The 17,896-nt window shown below is 74.2% G+C and carries 19 protein-coding genes and 1 riboswitch; of the genes, 7 read left to right on the top strand and 12 right to left on the bottom strand.

Annotated elements, in window-relative coordinates:
* Positions 1 to 24 precede the first annotated feature (24 nt).
* The gene (locus tag FB00_RS01070) at positions 25 to 531 is read right to left on the bottom strand and encodes an FBP domain-containing protein (RefSeq protein ID WP_047230970.1); all 507 of its coding nucleotides are present in this window, start codon (positions 529 to 531) and stop codon (positions 25 to 27) included.
* Positions 532 to 1,211: 680 nt separating this feature from the next.
* Here FB00_RS01070 and atpC point away from each other — a divergent pair.
* On the top strand, positions 1,212 to 1,526 hold the full coding sequence (gene atpC / locus FB00_RS01075; protein ID WP_052877342.1) for an ATP synthase F1 subunit epsilon: 315 nt from the start codon (positions 1,212 to 1,214) through the stop codon (positions 1,524 to 1,526).
* Between the two features lie 3 nt (positions 1,527 to 1,529).
* Here the strand turns inward: atpC and FB00_RS20820 are convergent, their stop codons facing one another.
* Complete coding sequence (locus FB00_RS20820) at positions 1,530 to 1,928, bottom strand: VOC family protein (protein ID WP_052877343.1); 399 nt, start codon at positions 1,926 to 1,928, stop codon at positions 1,530 to 1,532.
* Between the two features lie 90 nt (positions 1,929 to 2,018).
* Here FB00_RS20820 and FB00_RS01085 point away from each other — a divergent pair, with 90 nt between their 5' ends.
* Together FB00_RS01085 and FB00_RS01090 are read left to right on the top strand one after the other, a co-directional pair.
* The gene (locus FB00_RS01085) at positions 2,019 to 2,267 is read left to right on the top strand and encodes a DUF2630 family protein (RefSeq protein ID WP_047230971.1); all 249 of its coding nucleotides are present in this window, start codon (positions 2,019 to 2,021) and stop codon (positions 2,265 to 2,267) included.
* 54 nt (positions 2,268 to 2,321) lie between these two features.
* Positions 2,322 to 2,573 carry a hypothetical protein gene (locus FB00_RS01090; RefSeq protein ID WP_231581656.1) on the top strand — a complete coding sequence of 84 codons (252 nt, stop codon included), beginning with the start codon at positions 2,322 to 2,324 and terminating at the stop codon, positions 2,571 to 2,573.
* Between the two features lie 57 nt (positions 2,574 to 2,630).
* Here the strand turns inward: FB00_RS01090 and metE are convergent, their stop codons facing one another.
* Both metE and FB00_RS01100 read right to left on the bottom strand, forming a co-directional pair.
* Positions 2,631 to 5,114, bottom strand: coding sequence for a 5-methyltetrahydropteroyltriglutamate--homocysteine S-methyltransferase (gene metE, locus FB00_RS01095; RefSeq protein ID WP_047230972.1), 2,484 nt, complete (start codon positions 5,112 to 5,114; stop codon positions 2,631 to 2,633).
* Positions 5,115 to 5,146: 32 nt separating this feature from the next.
* The gene (locus tag FB00_RS01100) at positions 5,147 to 6,142 is read right to left on the bottom strand and encodes a methylenetetrahydrofolate reductase (protein ID WP_082140886.1); all 996 of its coding nucleotides are present in this window, start codon (positions 6,140 to 6,142) and stop codon (positions 5,147 to 5,149) included.
* Positions 6,143 to 6,305: 163 nt separating this feature from the next.
* A riboswitch (SAM riboswitch) is annotated at positions 6,306 to 6,408 on the bottom strand.
* A gap of 131 nt (positions 6,409 to 6,539) precedes the next feature.
* On the opposite strand from FB00_RS01100, the gene FB00_RS01105 reads away from it, so the two are divergent.
* Together FB00_RS01105 and FB00_RS01110 are read left to right on the top strand one after the other, a co-directional pair.
* Complete coding sequence (locus tag FB00_RS01105; protein WP_047230973.1) at positions 6,540 to 7,484, top strand: alpha/beta fold hydrolase; 945 nt, start codon at positions 6,540 to 6,542, stop codon at positions 7,482 to 7,484.
* A gap of 46 nt (positions 7,485 to 7,530) precedes the next feature.
* A complete protein-coding gene (locus tag FB00_RS01110; RefSeq protein ID WP_047230974.1) occupies positions 7,531 to 7,794 on the top strand; it encodes a hypothetical protein in 264 nt (87 codons plus the stop codon).
* A gap of 69 nt (positions 7,795 to 7,863) precedes the next feature.
* On the opposite strand, the gene FB00_RS01115 is transcribed toward FB00_RS01110, so the two are convergent.
* From FB00_RS01115 to FB00_RS01130, 4 genes are read right to left on the bottom strand one after another with little or no spacing between them, the layout of a single operon-like run.
* Positions 7,864 to 9,384, bottom strand: a complete 1,521-nt coding sequence (locus tag FB00_RS01115; protein WP_047230975.1) for a cation acetate symporter — start codon at positions 9,382 to 9,384, stop codon at positions 7,864 to 7,866.
* Positions 9,381 to 9,839 carry a hypothetical protein gene (locus tag FB00_RS01120; RefSeq protein ID WP_052877344.1) on the bottom strand — a complete coding sequence of 153 codons (459 nt, stop codon included), beginning with the start codon at positions 9,837 to 9,839 and terminating at the stop codon, positions 9,381 to 9,383. The genes FB00_RS01115 and FB00_RS01120 overlap by 4 nt, the downstream gene beginning before the upstream one ends.
* Positions 9,836 to 10,702, bottom strand: coding sequence for a LytR/AlgR family response regulator transcription factor (locus tag FB00_RS01125; RefSeq protein ID WP_047230976.1), 867 nt, complete (start codon positions 10,700 to 10,702; stop codon positions 9,836 to 9,838). Before FB00_RS01125 ends, FB00_RS01120 begins: the two co-directional genes overlap by 4 nt.
* Positions 10,699 to 11,901, bottom strand: a complete 1,203-nt coding sequence (locus FB00_RS01130) for a sensor histidine kinase (protein ID WP_047230977.1) — start codon at positions 11,899 to 11,901, stop codon at positions 10,699 to 10,701. The genes FB00_RS01125 and FB00_RS01130 overlap by 4 nt, the downstream gene beginning before the upstream one ends.
* A gap of 67 nt (positions 11,902 to 11,968) precedes the next feature.
* Between FB00_RS01130 and FB00_RS01135 the strand changes: the two genes are divergently transcribed.
* Positions 11,969 to 12,952: an iron-siderophore ABC transporter substrate-binding protein gene (locus tag FB00_RS01135; RefSeq protein WP_082140834.1), complete on the top strand. Its 984-nt coding sequence runs from the start codon at positions 11,969 to 11,971 to the stop codon at positions 12,950 to 12,952.
* A 106-nt stretch (positions 12,953 to 13,058) separates the two neighbouring features.
* Positions 13,059 to 13,862, top strand: coding sequence for a siderophore-interacting protein (locus FB00_RS01140; protein WP_047231242.1), 804 nt, complete (start codon positions 13,059 to 13,061; stop codon positions 13,860 to 13,862).
* Here the strand turns inward: FB00_RS01140 and FB00_RS01145 are convergent.
* The 4 genes from FB00_RS01145 to FB00_RS01160 all read right to left on the bottom strand — a co-directional run bounded on the left by FB00_RS01145 (position 13,852) and on the right by FB00_RS01160 (position 17,720).
* Positions 13,852 to 14,472 carry a hypothetical protein gene (locus FB00_RS01145; RefSeq protein ID WP_047230978.1) on the bottom strand — a complete coding sequence of 207 codons (621 nt, stop codon included), beginning with the start codon at positions 14,470 to 14,472 and terminating at the stop codon, positions 13,852 to 13,854. The genes FB00_RS01140 and FB00_RS01145 overlap by 11 nt on opposite strands.
* Before the next feature lie 34 nt (positions 14,473 to 14,506).
* Positions 14,507 to 15,037: a hypothetical protein gene (locus FB00_RS01150; RefSeq protein ID WP_156186250.1), complete on the bottom strand. Its 531-nt coding sequence runs from the start codon at positions 15,035 to 15,037 to the stop codon at positions 14,507 to 14,509.
* A 155-nt stretch (positions 15,038 to 15,192) separates the two neighbouring features.
* Complete coding sequence (locus FB00_RS22560; protein WP_313662293.1) at positions 15,193 to 15,426, bottom strand: YbdD/YjiX family protein; 234 nt, start codon at positions 15,424 to 15,426, stop codon at positions 15,193 to 15,195.
* Entirely contained in the window at positions 15,423 to 17,720 is a 2,298-nt protein-coding gene (locus FB00_RS01160) for a carbon starvation CstA family protein (RefSeq protein ID WP_047230980.1), read from the bottom strand. Before FB00_RS01160 ends, FB00_RS22560 begins: the two co-directional genes overlap by 4 nt.
* Positions 17,721 to 17,896 lie beyond the last annotated feature (176 nt).

Below are 17,896 nucleotides of genomic sequence, written 5' to 3' on the forward strand. Positions count from 1 at the left end.
GGGCCGAGGTAGAGCCGTGGTGCGTCAGGCGTCGCGCATGACCTCGGTGACGAAGCGGGCGGAGCGTTCGCGGAGGCCGTCGACGCGGAGCTCGACGAACAGCTCGCGCATCGACTCGTCGTCGCCGATCTCGGTGCGGGTCGGGGCGCGGCGCACGTTCTGCGAGCACAGGAACTGCGTGCAGATGAGGGTGCCGACGGTGTTGCCGCGGCGCCCGGCGGCGCCGGCGCGCCGCGCGACGTAGAGGCTGACGTCGTCCGTCACGACGACGTCCTCGCACCACGCGCAGACGGCACGCTTGCGCATGCCGCCCGTCTTGGCGTCGGTGGAGCGCAGCAGGACGCCGCGGGGCTCGCCGTCGACCACGACGACGGCGTACGCGAGCAGCGGCGCCTTGCGGTCGCGCCACCCGAGGTAGTCGAGGCGGTCCCAGTCGAGCGAGTCGAGCTCGGGGAGGGTCGCCTGCGCGGCCTCGCGCTTGGACGCGTTGACGAACGACGCGCGGATCTGCTTCTCGGTCAGGGGAATCATGGGTTCAGGGCTTCCGTGTCGGTACGGTCCCACCCTGCCCGACGGCGTGCCGCGGCGCAGGCGGTCGGCTCACGACGACGCAGGGTCGCCGTGGCGCACGACGGCGCCGCTCGGCCGAGCGGGGAGGGTGGGGATGACGGCGTGCCCGCGACCGCCGTCGCCAAGACCTGCTGAGCGCGGGTCATCTGTCGTCAGGGACATGACGACGAATGCCCAGCGCTCGACGGGGCGGGGCGCCGGGTCGGCGTCCGGCTGAAGGGCTCAGCGGGTGACGGTGCGGGAGGGGAGGGCGCCCGAGCAGGCCGTCATGGCCACCCCGCAGCCTGCGGTGCCGTGCATCCGCGTCTCCTCGTCCCGTGCGGCGCGCCGTCCGGCGCGACCTGATCCGTGGTCGTGCCGTCCGGCACGACGAACGGCTGCCCTCGGCAACCGTCACCCTCGATGGTGCGCCTCGCACACCGCCGCCGTCAACGTGATTCCGGTCGCGCGGGGACGTCCGGCCGCCCAGACCGGGGTTCCTCCCCAGGATGCGCCCTGCGTGGGGAGCGACCCCGAGCTCGGCACGCGCATCGTGCCCGGTGACCTCCGGCGACGGGGAAGGGACGAAAGACGGCGGGTCCGAAGCGCGCTCGGGCGCGAGACTCGGAGGCTCCGCCACCCGTCGTCGAGGAGGATCCTCCGTGCCCGTCGCGCCGTCACCGTCCGAGACCGCCGCACCCGTGGGGGAGCGCCTGGTGTCCGTCGAGGTGGTGGTGCCGTCCGGGGTGTTCTGGTCGGGCCCGGCGCGCAGCGTCACGGTGCCGTCGGTGTCCGGCACGCTCGGGATCCTCGCGCGGCACCAGCCCGTCGCGGCGACCTTGAAGGCCGGGCGCGTGCGGCTGCGCACGCCCGACCGCCCGACGGCGGAGCTGCGCATCGGCGGCGGCTTCGTCGTGGTCGACGACGACGAGGTGACGATCCTCGCCGACGACGCGACGTGGGTGCAGGCCCGGTAGCTCCTACGCGGGGTCGCCCACCGGACCGAGCTGCACGACGACGACCCGGTGCCCGTCGGGGTCGTTGACGTGCGCGAACCGGTCCCCGGACTCGGCGTCGGCGTCCGGGCCGACGAACGGCTCGACCCCGACGGCGGCGAGCCGCGCGAGGGTCGCGTCGAGGTCGTCGACGTAGAGCACGAGGTTCGGCAGGCCGTGGCGCACGAGCGGTGCGCCGCCCGCGGGGAGCGGGACGAGCCACAGCCCGGGCTCGTCGACGCGGCCGGGTCCGACGTGCAGCAGCGGGAACCCCTCGGTCTCGCCGCGGAACAGCGTGCCGAACCCGAACCCGTCCGCCCAGAACGCGGCGCTCGCGTCGAGGTCACGGCAGAGCAGGACCGTGCGGCCGATCGTCGTCGTCATGCGGCGAGCCTAGGCCGTGCCGCCGACGCCGCGCCCGCGCGGCGCCCGACCTCCCGGGCGCACGTGCGCCGTCGGGCATACCGTGGACGCATGGCGACCGACGGCGGCATCCGCAGGACGATCAGCGACCTCGTGGCGCAGGAGCGCGAGCTCCGCGAGCAGCTCGCGCAGGGGGAGATCACCGGGAGGCAGGAGCACGAGCGGCTGCACGCGATCGAGGTCGAGCTCGACCAGTGCTGGGACCTGCTGCGCCAGCGCGACGCCGCGCGCGAGTTCGGGAGCGACCCGGATGCGGCGACCGTGCGCGACCCCGGTACGGTGGAGAACTACCTGGACTGATCGTCGCCGACGACGACGTCCGGGCCCGCGCACCGACCTCAGAAGGAGAACGCCATGACCACGACCAGCGAGCAGGCGGCCGACAGCCCCCTTCCCACCGGGACGGAAGGCCGCGACATCCCCGGGCACGCGGGCGCGCTGGCGCGGTTCGTCGTCTCGTTCGCCCTGTTCGTCGGGGGTCTGGTCCTCATGGGGTCGGGCATGTCCGGCGTCGACGGCGGCGTGTGGCTCTTCGTCGGCGGTCTCCTCGCCGCGACGCTCGCGTTCGCCCTCCCGATGGCGGGGACGGGCACGACCGAGCGCTGACCGACGCGACGCGGAGGCCGGGTTCCGACGGGAACCCGGCCTCCGGCGTGTCCGGGGTCAGCCGAGCGTCGCCCGGACCGCCTGTGCGGCCGCGACGAGGTGCTCGAGCGACGGCACGGTCTCCTCGTAGCGGCGGGTCTTCAGCCCGCAGTCGGGGTTGACCCACACGACCTTCGGGTCGATCGACTTCACCGCGAGCTCCAGCAGCTCGGTGACCTCCTCCGTCGAGGGGATGCGCGGGCTGTGGATGTCGTAGACGCCCGGCCCGATGCCGCGTGCGTACCCGGCGTCGCGCAGCTCGGGCACGATCTCCATGCGCGAGCGTGCCGCCTCGACCGACGTCACGTCGGCGTCGAGGCCGTCGATCGCACCGATGACCTCGCCGAACTCCGAGTAGCACAGGTGCGTGTGGATCTGCGTCGCCGCCGCCACGCCCGACGTCGCGAGCCGGAACGAGCCGACCGACCAGTCGAGGTACGCGGGCTGGTCGGCCTTGCGCAGGGGCAGGAGCTCGCGCAGCGCGGGCTCGTCGACCTGCACGATCCCGATGCCGGCGGCCTCCAGGTCCGCGATCTCGTCGCGCAGCGCGAGGCCCACCTGGTTCGCGGTGTCGCCGAGCGGCTGGTCGTCGCGCACGAACGACCACGCGAGGATCGTCACGGGCCCGGTGAGCATGCCCTTGACGGGCTTCTCGGTGAGCGACGCCGTGTACGACGACCACTCGACCGTGATCGGCGCCGGGCGCGTCACGTCGCCCCACAGGATCGGCGGCCGCACGCAGCGCGACCCGTACGACTGCACCCAGCCGTTCGCGGTGACGGCGAACCCGTCGAGGTGCTCCGCGAAGTACTGCACCATGTCGTTGCGCTCGGGCTCGCCGTGCACGAGGACGTCGAGGCCCAGCTCCTCCTGGAGCGCGACGACGCGCGCGATCTCCTCACGCATCGCGGTCGTGTAGTCCGCGTCCGACAGCTCGCCCTTCGTCCACAGCGCGCGGGCGCGGCGGATCTCCGGCGTCTGCGGGAACGAGCCGATCGTCGTCGTGGGCAGCGGCGGCAGGTTCAGGCGCTCCTGCTGCGCGGCCGCACGCTCGGCGTAGTCGCCGCGCGCGAAGTCCGCGTCGGTCAGCGCGGCGGCGCGCTCGCGCACCGCGGGCACGACGACGCCGCTCGCCGCGGCGCGCGAGGCCACCGCCGCGCGAGACGCCTCGATCTCCGTCGCGACGGCGTCGCGACCCTCGGTCAGCGCGCGCGCGAGTGTCGCGACCTCGCCGACCTTCTGGTCCGCGAACGCGAGCCAGTCGCGCAGGCGGGGGTCGAGCGTGGTGCCCGACGCCGTCCCCGCCTCGGCGAACATCTCGTCCTCCACGTCGTGGGGCACGTGCAGCAGCGACGTCGACGTGCCGACGGCGACCGCGCCTGCACCGAGGTCGCGTGCGGCATCGAGCACGTCGAGCTTCGTGGACAGATCGGCACGCCAGATGTTGTGCCCGTCGATCGCCCCGACGACGAGCGTCTTCGACACGAGGTCGTCGTAGGGCGAGTCCGGAAGGTCTGCCCGGACGGCGTCGATCGCGATCGCTTCGACGTCCGTGCCCGCGAGCGTCGCCAGGAAGTCGTGGGTCCCGCCGTCGGCGTCGACCGGCGTCTCCAACCCGCCGAACGGCGTCGCGACGAGGATCGCGGGCCGCGCGTCCTGCGTCGAACCCGGGATCGCTCCCGACCCGGAGGTCTCCGTGGGGAGCGACCCCGGGTTCGACACGGGGCGGAGGTCGGTCGCGAGGGTGCGGTAGGCCGACTCCACCGCTGCCGCGAGCTCCGTGAACGGCACGTCGACCGAGTCGGTGACGAGGATCGGCTCGTCGAGCTGGACCCAGGGTGCCCCCGCGGCGGCGAGCGCGCGCAGCAGGTCGGCGTAGGCGGCGACGACGTCGTCCAGGCGGTCGAGCGGCGAGTACCCGGCGGGCGCGTCGTCGGCGGCCTTGGACAGCGCGAGGAACGTCACGGGCCCGACGACGACGGGCCGCGTCACGACGCCCGCCTCCTCGGCCTCGACGAACTCGCGCACGACGCGGTCGTCGACGAACCGGATCGGGGTGTCCGGGCCGATCTCGGGCACGAGGTAGTGGTAGTTCGTGTCGAACCACTTGGTCATCTCGAGCGGCGCGTCGTCGCCCTGGCCGCGCGCCACGGTGAAGTGGCCCGCGAGGTCGAGGCGGCCGGCGTCGTCGGTGAGCGACGCGAACCGCGACGGGACCGCTCCGAGGGAGGCCGCGACGTCGAGCACCTGGTCGTAGTAGGAGAACGAGCCGGGGACGGACGCGTCGTCGGCGCCGAGGCCGAGGTCGACGAGCCGGCGGACGGTCGCGAGGCGCAGCTCGCGGGCCGTGGCCTCGAGCTCGTCGACCGACGTCTTGCCGGCCCAGAACGCCTCGACGGCCTTCTTGAGCTCGCGGCGGCGCCCGATGCGCGGGTAGCCGAGCACGGTGCCGGCGGGGAAGCCGACCGGGTTCTGGGTAGGGGAGGGTACGGAAGTGGCCATGATCGAAACCTCTTGCTGGTCCGGAGGACCGGTCAGACGGGCGTGCCGTGCGTGGCGGCGCTCGTCGTGGGCAGGGAGGTGCCGGTGACCCACGGCCCGCTGGCCAGGTCCGGGACGAGCGGGGCGGCGGCAGCGCTGGTGCTGCCTCCCGTCCCGGCCGACCCGCCGCCGAGGTGGACACCCTCGAGCAGGTCAAGAGCGGCGCGGTGCTTGTTGAACGTGTACACGTGCAGACCGGGCGTGCCCGCGTCGAGGACGCGCTGCGCGAGGTCCACGGTGTACGCGATCCCGTAGGCGTGCTGCGCCTCCGGGTCGGGCAGGGCGTCGAGCGCGTCCAGCAGGTGCTGGGGCGCGCGCACGCCCGTGAGCTCCTCGACGCGACGGAGCCGCGCGGGCTCCGTCGTGGGCAGCAGCCCGGCGAGGATGGGGATCGTCACGCCGGCCGCGCGGGCCTCGGCGACGAAGTCGGTGTACGACGACGCGTCGTAGAAGAGCTGCGTGATCGCGAAGCTCGCGCCGGCCTGCTGCTTCTGCCAGAGGCGGCGCACCTCCTGGGCGCGCGTCGTGCCGGCGGCGGGGTTGCCGTCGCAGAACGTCGCGACGGCGATCGTCAGCGGGCGGGCCGCGCCGCGCAGCGCCGCGGCCGGGTCGGACGCGCAGCGCGACGCCTCGACCTCGCGCAGGAGCGCGACGAGCTCGGTCGACGACCGCACGCCGTCGGGCGCGGGCTGCCAGTCCGGCTGGTCGCGCGGCGGGTCGCCGCGCAGCGCGAGGAAGCTGCGCACGCCCTCGTCGAGGAAGTCGGAGATGACCTCCTCGACGTCCTCGCGCGACGCCCCGACGCACGTGAGGTGCGCGATCGGCAGCACGGGCGTGCCCTGGAGCAGGCGGCCGACGACCTGGCGCGCGGTCGCGCGGTCGGTCCCGGCCGCGCCGTACGTCACGGACACGAAGTCGGGGTGGGTCGCGACGAGCCGCCGCGCCGTCTCCCAGAACTTGGGCGCCGCGTCCGGGCGCCGCGGGGGCATGAGCTCGAACGAGACCGTGGGGCGTGCGGCCCCGCCGTGGGCCTGCCCGACGGCGTCCGCGACGCTCACGACGTCGCTCCGACCGGGGTGCGTGCGTGCGCGACCGCCGTCGGGCACGTGCTGCCCGGACGGTGCGCGAAGGATGCCTCTGAGACCATTAGTCGCTCCATCGACCCTGGCGTTAGCACCTTTGTCCTCGGGAGGCTTCCGTCGGCGGGTTGCTGCGGTGTCGTCGAGCCAGGACTCTCGACCGCTCTGGATGGTTGGCACGATCCTACGGCGCATCCGCCATGCGGTCGAGGGTGCTCGCCTGCTGAGACGCCCGCCCGGTCGAGGCCTCCTTCCTATGATGGGCGGACGGTCACGACCTGTCGCTCGGAGCGCTCAGGAGGATCCGATGAAGCACTCGTCCAAGCCGCGGCACCGCTCCCGGGAGGTCGACGGGGTAGGTATCCACTACCGCGAGGCCGGGGTGCCCTCGTCGACCGCGGTGCTGCTCCTGCACGGCTTCCCCGCCTCGTCCCACTCGTTCCGGGACGTGATGCCGGTGCTCGCCGACCACGCGTACGTCGTCGCCCCCGACCTTCCCGGCTTCGGCTTCTCCGACGCCCTCCCGCCCGAGGAGTACACGTTCGAGCGCCTGACGGACGTGATCGAGGCGCTGGTCACGAGCCTGGGGATCGAGCGCTACGTCCTCTACGTCACCGACTTCGGCACTCCCGTCGGGTACTCGCTGGCGATGCGCGACCCCGGCCACGTGCTGGGACTGGTCGTGCAGAACGGCAACGCCCACGACGCGGGCCTCGGGGACACCTGGGACACGGCCCGGCGTTTCTGGGCCGACCCGACCCCGGAGAACCGGGCGGCGCTCCCGGACTGGCTGACCTTCGAAGGGACCCGGGACCAGTACCTCGCCGGGTCGCCTCCGAGCGTCCAGGAGCTTCATCCGCCCGAGTCGTGGCACCTCGACTGGGGGCGGCTGTCGCGCCCGGGCATGACCGACCTGCAGTTCCGGCTCTTCACCGACTACCGGTCGCACGTCGCACGCTTCCCCGCGATCGCCGCCTACCACCGGCGCCACCAGCCCCCGTGCCTGGTCCTCTGGGGCCGCTTCGACACGTTCTTCGACATCCGCGAGGTCGTCGCCTACCACGAGGTCATGGAGACCCTCGCCGTGCACGTCTACGACGCCGGTCACTTCCTGCTCGAGACGCACGCGAGCGAGGTCGCCGCACTCCTCGCCGCCTTCGTCGACGACGCGCTCGACCGGGCGGGGTCCACCGCGCGGTGGGCAGCCAGGTCGGCGCGAACCGATGCGCCGGAGGCGCCGGCCCGGGACTAGGGTGAGCCGACCTCTCACCGACGCCGAGCGAGCACAGGAGCCCGCCATGTACGCGACCCCGACCCGCCCGATGACGCAGGACGAGCTCGATCGGATCTGCCGCGTGTGGGCCGACTGCGGCAGCGACGACCCCACCGACCGGTGGCTCGAGCTCTGGGACGGCGGCGACGCGGACGACCACCCGGAGCAGCGCGACGCGATCGTCGCGATCGCGCGGGAGGTCGGCCTGGAGACTGCGGTCGAGGACGGCGTGCTGCGCGTGCAGAAGACGCAGCAGCTCCACGACGAGATCGGCGCGCGCTGGATCTGACCAGGTCAGGGCTCCTGCGCCACAGATCTCACGCTTTCTACGCTACAGATCTCAGGCCGCGCACCGTCGTCAACGGCGCCGGAGCTCCGGGACGTGCAGGCGCCGGAGGAACCGGTCGGTGCGCAGGGGCGGGCCGTGGCGGTCGAGCAGGGACACGACGACGACCGTCGCGGTCGCGATCGGGATGGTCCATGCCGCGGGCTGGGCGAGCAGGGCGCGCACGACGCCGACGCCGTCGGCCGCCTCCTCAGTCGGGCCGGCCCCGTAGCCCGCGGCCCCGAGCGCGGACGAGGCGAGCAGCGCCGTCGCGCACAGGACGGACCCCACGACCATCCCCGCCACCGCGCCGCGCGCGGTGAGGCGGCGCCACCACACGCCCAGCAGGATCACGGGCGACAGCGCGGAGGCGGCGAAGACGAACACCGTCCCGACGCTCGTCACGAGCCCCTGCGGGATGGTGACGAGCGCGAACGCGAGCGGGATGAGCGTGCACGCCACCGCCGACCACCGGAACGACCGCACGGTCCCGCCGAACAGGTCCTGGCTCACGACGCCCGCGAGCGCCACGACGAGCCCCGAGGACGTGCCGAGGAACGCGGCGAACGCCCCGGCGACGACGAGCGCGGCGAGCAGCTCGCCGCCGAGCCCGGGCACGAGGCGGGTCGGCAGGGTGAGGACCACGGTGTCCGCGACCCCGGGCTCGGCGAGGTCGGGAGCGACGACCCGCGCGACGAGCCCGAGCGTGCTCGACACCATGTAGAACACGCTGATCATCACGAGCACGACGACTGTCGTGCGGCGGGCCGAGCCGCCGTCGGGCGAGGTGTAGAAGCGCACGAGGACGTGCGGCAGGCCGGTCGTGCCGAGCAGGAGCGCGAGCAGGAGCGAGACGGTCGCGTACGCGTCGAGGCCGCCGGGTCCGGCGTCGTGGGGGAACACGGCGGCGGGGTCGAACGTGACGATCGCGCCGCCGGGCTCGAACGCCCCGCCGAGCGCCATGAGCACGAACACGAGGGGCAGCGCGAGCGCCGTGAGCTTGACCCAGAACTGGAACGCCTGGACGAACGTGATGGAGCGCATGCCGCCCGCCGCGACGACCGCGCTCACGACGACCGCGATCCCGACCGACCCGACCCACGGCGGGACGGGCGCGACGCTCGTGATGACGAGCGCCGCGCCGTGGAGCTGCGGCACCACGTAGAGCCACCCGATGACGAGCACGAGGACGCTCGTGACGCGGCGCGCGACGACGGAGTCGAGCCGGGCGTGGACGAAGTCGGGGATCGTGTACGCGCCGCTGCGGCGCAGCGGGCCGGCGACGAACAGCAGGACGAGCAGGTAGCCCGCCGCGTACCCGACGGGGAACCAGAACGCCTCGGCGCCGGAGAGCAGCACGAGCCCCGAGAGGCCGAGGAACGTGCCCGCGGACAGGTACTCGCCGCTGATCGCGGACGCGTTCCACACGGGCCGCACCGTGCGCGACGCGACGAAGAAGTCGCTCGTGGTGCGGGAGATGCGCAGGCCGTAGAACCCGATGAGGCCGGTCGCGAGCAGGAGCAGCCCGATCGCGACGAGGGGCAGCGCGCTCACGGGGCGCCCGCCTGGTCGGGGACCGCCTCGTCCGGGCCGGCCTCGGCGGGCCCGGCCGATCCCTCGGCGAGGGCGCGGTACCGGCGCTCGTTGCGCGCCGCCGCGACGGCGAACACGACCGCGAACGCGACGATCACGGGGTAGAAGCCGTACGCGTGCACGAGCCAGGGGAGCGGGACGCCGAGGATCACGACGGCGTCCAGCGCGGGCACCGCGCTCATCGTCACCGTGAGCAGCGCGACGACGGCGAGGAACGAGACCACGCACGCGAGCCCGAGCCGGAGCTGCGCCCGGACGAGGCCGCGCGTGTAGTGGGCCACGTCGTCGTCCGGCTCCTCGGGTCGGCCTCGCGGGGTGCCCGACGGCGGCCCGGCGTCGGGTCGCGCGTCCGTCGACCGGACGCGCACGCGCTCGGCGGGCGGGGTCGGGTCCGACGACGGGCCCGGGTCGCTCACGACGGCCCCCGGTGCGGGCCGAGCAGCGCCTCGCGCACCGCCGGGACCATGCGGCGGCTCACCGGGACCTCGTGGCCCGCGACGACGAGCGCGGGCTGCGCGCCCCCGAACCGCGCCGCGGTCACGGCCGCGCGGTCCACGAGGTACGACCGGTGGACGCGCAGGAACCCGGCCGGGGCCCACCGCTCCTCCAGGTCGGACAGCGGCTCGCGCACGAGGAACTGCTCGGTGTCCGTCACGAGCCGCGAGTAGTCGCCCTGCGCCTGCACCCATCGCACCGCGCTGCGCCGGACGAGCCGCGTCGTCGTCCCGACCGTCACGACCAGCGTCTCGTCCTCCGGCACGTCGGGCCCCGCACCGGACCCCACGACCGGGGGAGCGGCGCTCGCGGCCGTCGCCCCGGCGTCCGGCACGGCACCTGACCCGCCGACGCGGCCCGCGCGGTCCGCGACGCGCTCCACGACCCGGTCGACGGCGCGTGTCAGGCGCTCGCGGCGCACGGGCTTGAGCACGTAGTCGACCGCCTCGACGTCGAACGCCTCGAGCGCGCGAGCCTCGTCGGCGGTGACGAACACGACGGCCGGGCGGTCGGCGAACCGCGAGAGCGCGCGCGCGAGGTCGAGGCCCGTCAGCCCGGGCATGTGGATGTCGAGGAAGGCCGCGTCGACCGTGCGCGAGGAGAGCTCGCGCAGCGCCTCCGAGCCGGTCGCGACCCCGAGCACGGTCCGCACGCGCGGGTCGCGCCGCAGCAGGGCGACGAGCTCGTCGAGCACGGGCCGCTCGTCGTCGGCGACGAGCACGTCGAGCCCGACGGCGGCCGGGTCCTCGGGCGCCGGGCCCGGGGTCGCTTCGGTGCCGGTCACGGCACGCTCACCTCCGTCTCGTGCAGGGGCTGGGAGCGGGGCACGCGCAGGCGCACGAGCGTGCCCGAGCCGGGGGCGGTCTCGATGTCGAGCGCGTGGTCGTCGCCGTAGAGCTGGCGCACGCGCCGGTCGACGTTGCGCAGCCCCACGTGCTCGCTCCCGCGGGACGTGAGGAGCTCGCGCACGACCGCCGGGTCCATGCCGACGCCGTCGTCCTCGACCGTGATCTCCGTCTGGGTGCCCTCGTCGCGCGCGGTGATGACGATCGTGCCGCCGCGCTCCCGGGGCTCCAGCCCGTGCCGGACCGCGTTCTCGACGAGCGGCTGCACCGACAGGAACGGGATCACGGTGGTCAACGACTCGGGCGCGATCTGGAGGGTCACGGCGAGGCGCTCGCCGAACCGTGCGCGCTCGAGCTCGACGTAGGAGTGGATGGAGCGCAGCTCGTCCGCGAGGGTCGTGAAGTCGCCGCGGCCCCGGAAGGAGTAGCGCGTGAAGTCGGCGAAGTCGAGCACGAGGTCGCGCGCCCGCTCCGGGTCCGTGCTGATGAACGACGCGATGGCGCCGAGCGCGTTGTAGACGAAGTGCGGGCTGATCTGGGCGCGCAGCGCGCGCAGCTCGGCCTGCGCGAGCGCCGTGCGCGACGCCTCCAGCTCGCCGAGCTCGAGCTGGGCCGAGCACCACTGCGCGACCTCGCCCGTCGCGCGCACGAGCGGTGGGCGGACCGTGCCGGCGAACGCGACGACCACGCCCGCGACGCGCCCGCCCGCGACGACTGGCGCCCCGACGGCGTCCGCGACGTCGCCGCCCGCCTCGTCGCCGTTCTTGTGGTCCCGGCTCTCGACGTGGCGGCGACCGGTGGCGAGCACGCGCTCGGCGACCCGGCGCGCGTCGGGCTCGAGGGTCGTGCTGCCGTCGAGCGCGACGGCGCCCTCGGCCGTGACCACGGCGAGCGCCTCGGCGCCGAGGAGCTGGCGCAGGGAGCGTGCCGCGCGGCCGACGTCGTCGCCGTCGAGGCCGCCCCGCAGGTGCGTCGCGGCGCGCGACGCGAGGTGCAGGGTGCGGAACGTGGCGCGGTCCGAGTCGCTCCCGAGCTCGCGCGACCCGCGCGCGAGCCGCCAGGCGAGCACGAGCCCGAGGGTGAGCAGCACGCCCACGGCGAGACCGGCGACGGCGCCGGCGAACACGGGCCCGGACATGCAGTGATCGTATCCAGCGCGGCGTCACCCACCCGGCGGGCCAGATAAGGTTAGGCAGCCCTATCCCATGACGAAGGAACCTCCTGTGCCGATCTCCCGGACCACGTCGAGCCCGCGCGTGCGCCGCAGCGTCACCACCACCGCCCTCGTGCTCGCCGCCGCCCTCCTCGCGGCGTGCTCGTCCGACCCCGAGCCCGCGCCGACCGGTGCGCCGGCGCCGGACGACACCGCGGCGGGGTACGCCGTCGAGCACGCGCGCGGGACAGCCGAGCTCGCGGCGGCGCCGCAGCGCGTCGTGACGCTCGAGCCCGTGGAGACGGACACCGCGGTCGCGCTCGGCGTCGTCCCGGTCGGTGCCGCCGTGCTGAGCGTCGAGGCCGGCGTGCCGGCGTACCTCGGCGAGGACGCGCAGGCGATCGAGGTCGTGGGCACGGTGCCCGAGCCGAGCCTCGAGGCCATCGCCGCGCTCGAGCCGGACCTCATCCTCGGCACGGAGTCGCGCCACGCCGACCTCTACGCCCAGCTCGCGGGGATCGCGCCGACGGTGTTCATGGCGACGCAGACCGACCCCTGGCAGGAGAACGTGCTGCTCGTGGGCCGCGCGCTCGGCCGCGAGACCGACGCCCAGGCCCTGCTGGACGCCTACGACGAGCGGTGCGCCCAGCTCCAGGAGGACTACGACGTCACCGGGACGGCGCAGCTGCTGCGCCCGCGCGACGGCATCGTGTCCGCCTACGGCCCGCGGTCGTTCGCGGGCAGCACGCTCGAGTGCGTCGGGTTCTCGACGCCGGAGCAGGACTGGGGCGAGGACATCTCGGTCGACCTGTCGCCCGAGCGCGTGACCGAGGCCGCCGCCGACCTCGTCCTCGTCTCTGCCGCCGACCCGGCCGACCCGGCCGCGGTCCCGGCCGAGATCCCGCTCAACGCGGGGTCGTTCCCCGACGTGCGCGTCGTCGACCAGTCGTACTGGATCAGCGGCGTCGGGCCGCTCGGTGGGCAGGCCGTCCTCGACGACGTCGAGCAGTTCCTCCAGGACCGTGCCGGGTCCTGACCGGCGGGCCGGGTCCTCGGCCACGGCCGCGAGCACGGCCGGGAGCGTGGCGGGGTGCCGGTTCCACCGGTCGCCCAACGTCCTCTTCCCGACGACGGTCGCGCGCGTGCACGACGTCGGCCCGCGCCTCGTGCGCGTGACCCTCGCCGGCCCGGACCTGGCGGGGTGCGCCGACGTCGGGCTCGACCAGCGCGTGAAGATCCTGCTCCCCGGCCCGGGTGCGGACGAGCTCGCGCGGCGCGCGGGGCTCGCGGTCGAGAGCGTGTGGCGGCGCGGGTGGTCCGCGCTCGACGACGACGTGCGACCGGTGATGCGCTCGTACACGCCTGTGGCCGTGCGGCCGCGGGCCGCCGAGGTGGACCTCGACCTGTACCTGCACGAGCCCGCCGGACCGGCGAGCGCCTGGGCACGCCGCGCGGCGCCCGGGGATCGCGTGCTGCTCTCGGCGCCGCACGCGCGGTACGGCGTGACCGACCACGGCACCCAGTGGGACCCGGGGCTCGACGTCGCGCACGTGCTGCTCGTGGGTGACGAGACCTCGGCGCCCGCGGTGCGCGGCATCCTCGCGAGCCTGCGTCCCGACGTGCGGGCGCACGTGCTCGTGGAGGCCGACGACCCGGCCGACGCGCCGGTCGGCGACGTGCCCGGGACCGTGCGCGTCGAGCACGTGCCTCGGCATCGCCGTGGGGCCGAGCGGGCCGTGCTGGGCGCGGTCCGGGACTGGGCAGCGGAGCACGGCCGGTCCGCGGCCGACGCGGGCACCGGCTTCTACGCGTGGTGCGCGACGGAGAGCGCCACCGTCGCGCGGGTCCGCGCCGAGCTCGTGGCGGCGGGGATCGAGAGGTCGCGCGTGCACGCGCAGGGCTACTGGCACGACCGGTCCCGGCGGGACGGGGTGCTCAGACGATGAGCGCGACCAGGACGACGAACAGCACTACGAGGACGAGGAGCGTGCCGAGCCCGACCAGCAGGCCGAGGGCGACCGGGTGCGCCTGCGGCCAGGGCACGAGCCGCCGGTCGAACGCGCGGAGCTGGGCCGGCGTGACCGGCTGGTGCCAGGGCGTGAGCGGGACGCCGCGGCGCGCGAGGTCGAGCGCGACGGTCGAGAGCTGGTCGCGGTCCCACATCTGCCCGACGAGCAGGAGCAGCCGCTTGGTGGGGCCGAGGACGATGAGGTGGTGCGTCGCCCCGGCCATCCCGAACGCCATGCGGTCCACCGTGACGACGCGGTCGACGTCCGTGACCGTGAACCGCTTCGGTCGGCCCCACCCGTGCACGGTGTACGTCCCGTCGCCCAGGACGATCCGCGCGCGGTCGACCATGCGCCGCCCGATCGCGTACGTCAGCGGGATCATGGACAGCGCGAAGACGAGGAACCCGACGGCGAGGGCCATGTTCCCGCCCGTGATCGCCGCGGGGAGCTGGGCGAGGCCCACGAGCGGCGCGAGGATCGAGATCAGCGTCATGTTGGAGCGCAGCACCTGACGCTTCGCGGCGTCGCTCATGGCCAGCTCGATCACGGGCGGGAACGTCCCACGTCCGGTCGTCGTCGCGTCAGCCACGGCGGAAGAGCTTTCGCCCGGTGGCCGGGTGGAGGGGCGACCCGGCCGCGATCTCGACGGCGTTCGCCCAGACCGGGACGTCGTCGGGGCGTAGCGCCCCGGCGCGGACGGCGCGGTCGCACAGGCCGCGCGCGACGGCGCCGAGGCTCTCGCGGCAGGAGAAGGCGCCGTCGACGAGGGACAGGGCGACGGTCGAGGCGGGAGCCTGGCCCGTTCCCGGGTCGAGGGGCCCGACCGTCGCGACGGCCCGGCCGTGCGAGAAGAACGCCGTGGCGCGCGGGGTGACCCAGCGCAGCACGTCGAGGTCGTCGAGGAAGAAGGCGCGACCGGCGCCCCCGATCTCCCACAGCGCCGCACCGGCCTGGTGGGCGGCGTCCGAGGCGCGACGCTTCCAGCGCTGGGAGCCGAACGCCTCGGCGACCCAGCCGGCCGCGGTCGAGGGGTCGGTGGCGAGCACGACCGTGACGGTGGGGATCTGACCCCGCGGCGGGTCGAGCGTGATGGGGACGGGAGGGCGAGCCACGCCCGTCACCGTAGCGGTCGCGGCGGCGCGGTCGTCGACCGGGCCAGGTGCCGAGCACGACCTTGGTGTCGTTGTCGGGCGGATAGCGACACCCAGGTCGTGCTCGACGGCGAGCAGGGTCGTGCTGGTCGGCGAGGCGTCGGCCGGCCCGCGGCTCAGCAGCAGCGCGAGCCCGGGTTCGCGTCCTGCTCGGCGTGGCGCATGCGCCAGAACTCGCGCTCGGTCAGCACGACACCGCCCGGGTGCACCGCGCGCTGGTGCGCGGCGTAGGTCGCGTACGCGTCGTCGCCCATGACCTGCCGCACGTACCAGCGGACGGCGCGGAGCCCCGCCACGACGGTCGCGCGGACCGTCGTGGCGGGACCCTGCGAGCCCTGCCGCACCGTCACCGGTGCCCCGTCGCGGCAGGGCGCTTCTCGGGCGGCAGGGCCGCCCACTCCTTCTGGATCTCCTTCTCGGCCTTCGTCGCGAACAGGTCGGCCGGGGCGAAGCGCCGCGAGGCCACGGGCGGGTCCTCGTGGTTCGTGCCGCCGCCGACGCGCAGCGCCTTCGCGGTCACGAGGACCGAGGCGACGATGACGACGATCGCGAGCACGACGAACACGATCGAGAGCGTGCCCTGGACGAACGTGTTGCGGACGACCGCCTCCATCGCCTCGACCGAGCCGGCCGTGCCGAACGACGTCTCGCCGGCGGCGAGCGCGTCCTTGAACGCGTTGTGGTTGGCCCAGTACCCGACCGCGGGGACGGGGGAGAAGATCTTCTCGATCGACGCCCAGATGGTGATGACCGCGGTGAACGCGAGCGGCGCCGCGACGATCCACAACCAGCGCTGGTAGCTGCGCCCGCGCTTGGCGACGATCGCCAGCACGACGGCGAGCGCGATCGCCGCGAGGAGCTGGTTCGCGATGCCGAAGAGCGGGAAGAACGTGTTGATGCCGCCGAGCGGGTCGGTGACGCCGAGGTAGAGGATGCTGCCCCACCCGGCGACCATGATCGCGGTGCACAACCACACACCCGGCCGCCACGTCACGTCCCGGAACCTGGGCGCCACGTTGCCGATCGTGTCCTGGAGCATGAACCGCGCGACGCGCGTGCCGGCGTCGACGGCCGTGAGGATGAACAGCGCCTCGAACATGATCGCGAAGTGATACCAGAAGCCCATCATCGCGGTGCCGCCCACGAGCTGCTGCATGATGTGCGCGAGGCCGAGCGCGAGCGTCGGGGCACCGCCCGTGCGGGACACGATCGACGGTTCACCGACGGCCTCGGCGGTCGACGTGAGCATGTCCGGGGTGAGGTTGACCCCCATGAGGCCGAGCCCGTTGACGAACGCGACCGCGCCCTCGACCGTGCCGCCCGTGGCGGCCGCGGAGGAGTTCATCGCGAAGTAGATCCCGCGGTCGATCGAGATCGCGGCGACGAGCGCCATGATCGCGACGAACGACTCCATGAGCATGCCGCCGTAGCCGATGAAGCGCGTCTGGCGCTCCTTCTCGACGAGCTTGGGCGTGGTACCCGACGCGATGAGCGCGTGGAAGCCGGACAGCGCGCCGCACGCGATGGTGACGAAGAGGAACGGGAACAACGCCCCGGACACGACCGGGCCCGTCTCGCCGCTCGCGAACTCGCTGATCGCGGGCACCGTGATCTCGGGCCGCACGACGATCACCGCGACCGCGAGGACGACGATGACGCCGACCTTCATGAACGTCGAGAGGTAGTCGCGGGGCGCGAGCAGGAGCCACACGGGCAGGACGGCGGCGACGAAGCCGTAGACGATCACGCCGACCGCGATGGTCGTGCGGTCGAGGTGGAAGAGCTCGGCGCCCCACGACGTGTCCGCGATCCAGCCGCCCGCGACGATCGCGGCGAGGAGCAGGACGAACCCGATGATCGAGACCTCGGTGATCTTCCCCGGGCGGATGTAGCGCAGGTAGACGCCCATGAAGAGCGCGATCGGGATCGTCATCGAGACGGAGAAGACGCCCCACGGGCTCTCGCCGAGCGCGTTGACGACCACGAGCGCGAGGATCGCGACGATGATGATCATGATGAGCAGCGACGCGACGATCGCGGCGGTGCCGCCCACGCGGCCCAGCTCCTGGCGCGCCATCTGGCCGATGGTCCGGCCGCCGCGGCGCATGGAGAAGAACAGGACGAGGTAGTCCTGCACCGCGCCCGCGAGCACGACGCCGACGATGATCCAGATCGTGCCCGGCAGGTAGCCCATCTGCGCGGCGAGCACCGGGCCGACGAGCGGGCCCGCGCCGGCGATCGCGGCGAAGTGGTGGCCGAACAGCACGTGGCGGTCGGTCGGGACGTAGTCCTTGCCGTCCTCGCGCACCTCGGCCGGGGTCGCCCGGCGGTCGTCGGGGCGCGTGATGTAGCGCTCGATGACCTTGGAGTAGAAGCGGTACCCGATGAGGTAGGTGCAGACGGCCGCGAACACGAACCAGATCGCGTTGACGGTCTCGCCGCGGACGACCGCGAGCATGACCCAGGCGACGCCGCCGAGCAGCGAGATCGCGGCCCACAGGGCGATCTTCTGCGGCGTCCAGCGGGTCCGCGTCTGCGCCCCGGGGACGGAGTCGGGCACTGCGGTGGGGGGCAGCGACGGGTCCGGCGTGATCTCCGGCTCGTCGGGGGCGGCGTTCCGCGCCGCGCGGGTGTCTGTCGTCATCGAGCCTCTCCAGGTCGCGTCGTTGCGGTCCGACCACGGAAGGCTAGGGAGGCCGCGAGGGGGTGATCCAGGTCACGTCGACCGGCGGTCGAGGTGTGCGACGAACGGTGGCCCGCGTGCGACGAACGGCACGACGCCGGACTGCTGCCGGACGCCGGGCGCGCCGTGGCGCGCCG

The organism is Cellulosimicrobium funkei (assembly GCF_001019615.1).
Classification (GTDB): domain Bacteria; phylum Actinomycetota; class Actinomycetes; order Actinomycetales; family Cellulomonadaceae; genus Cellulosimicrobium; species Cellulosimicrobium cellulans_E.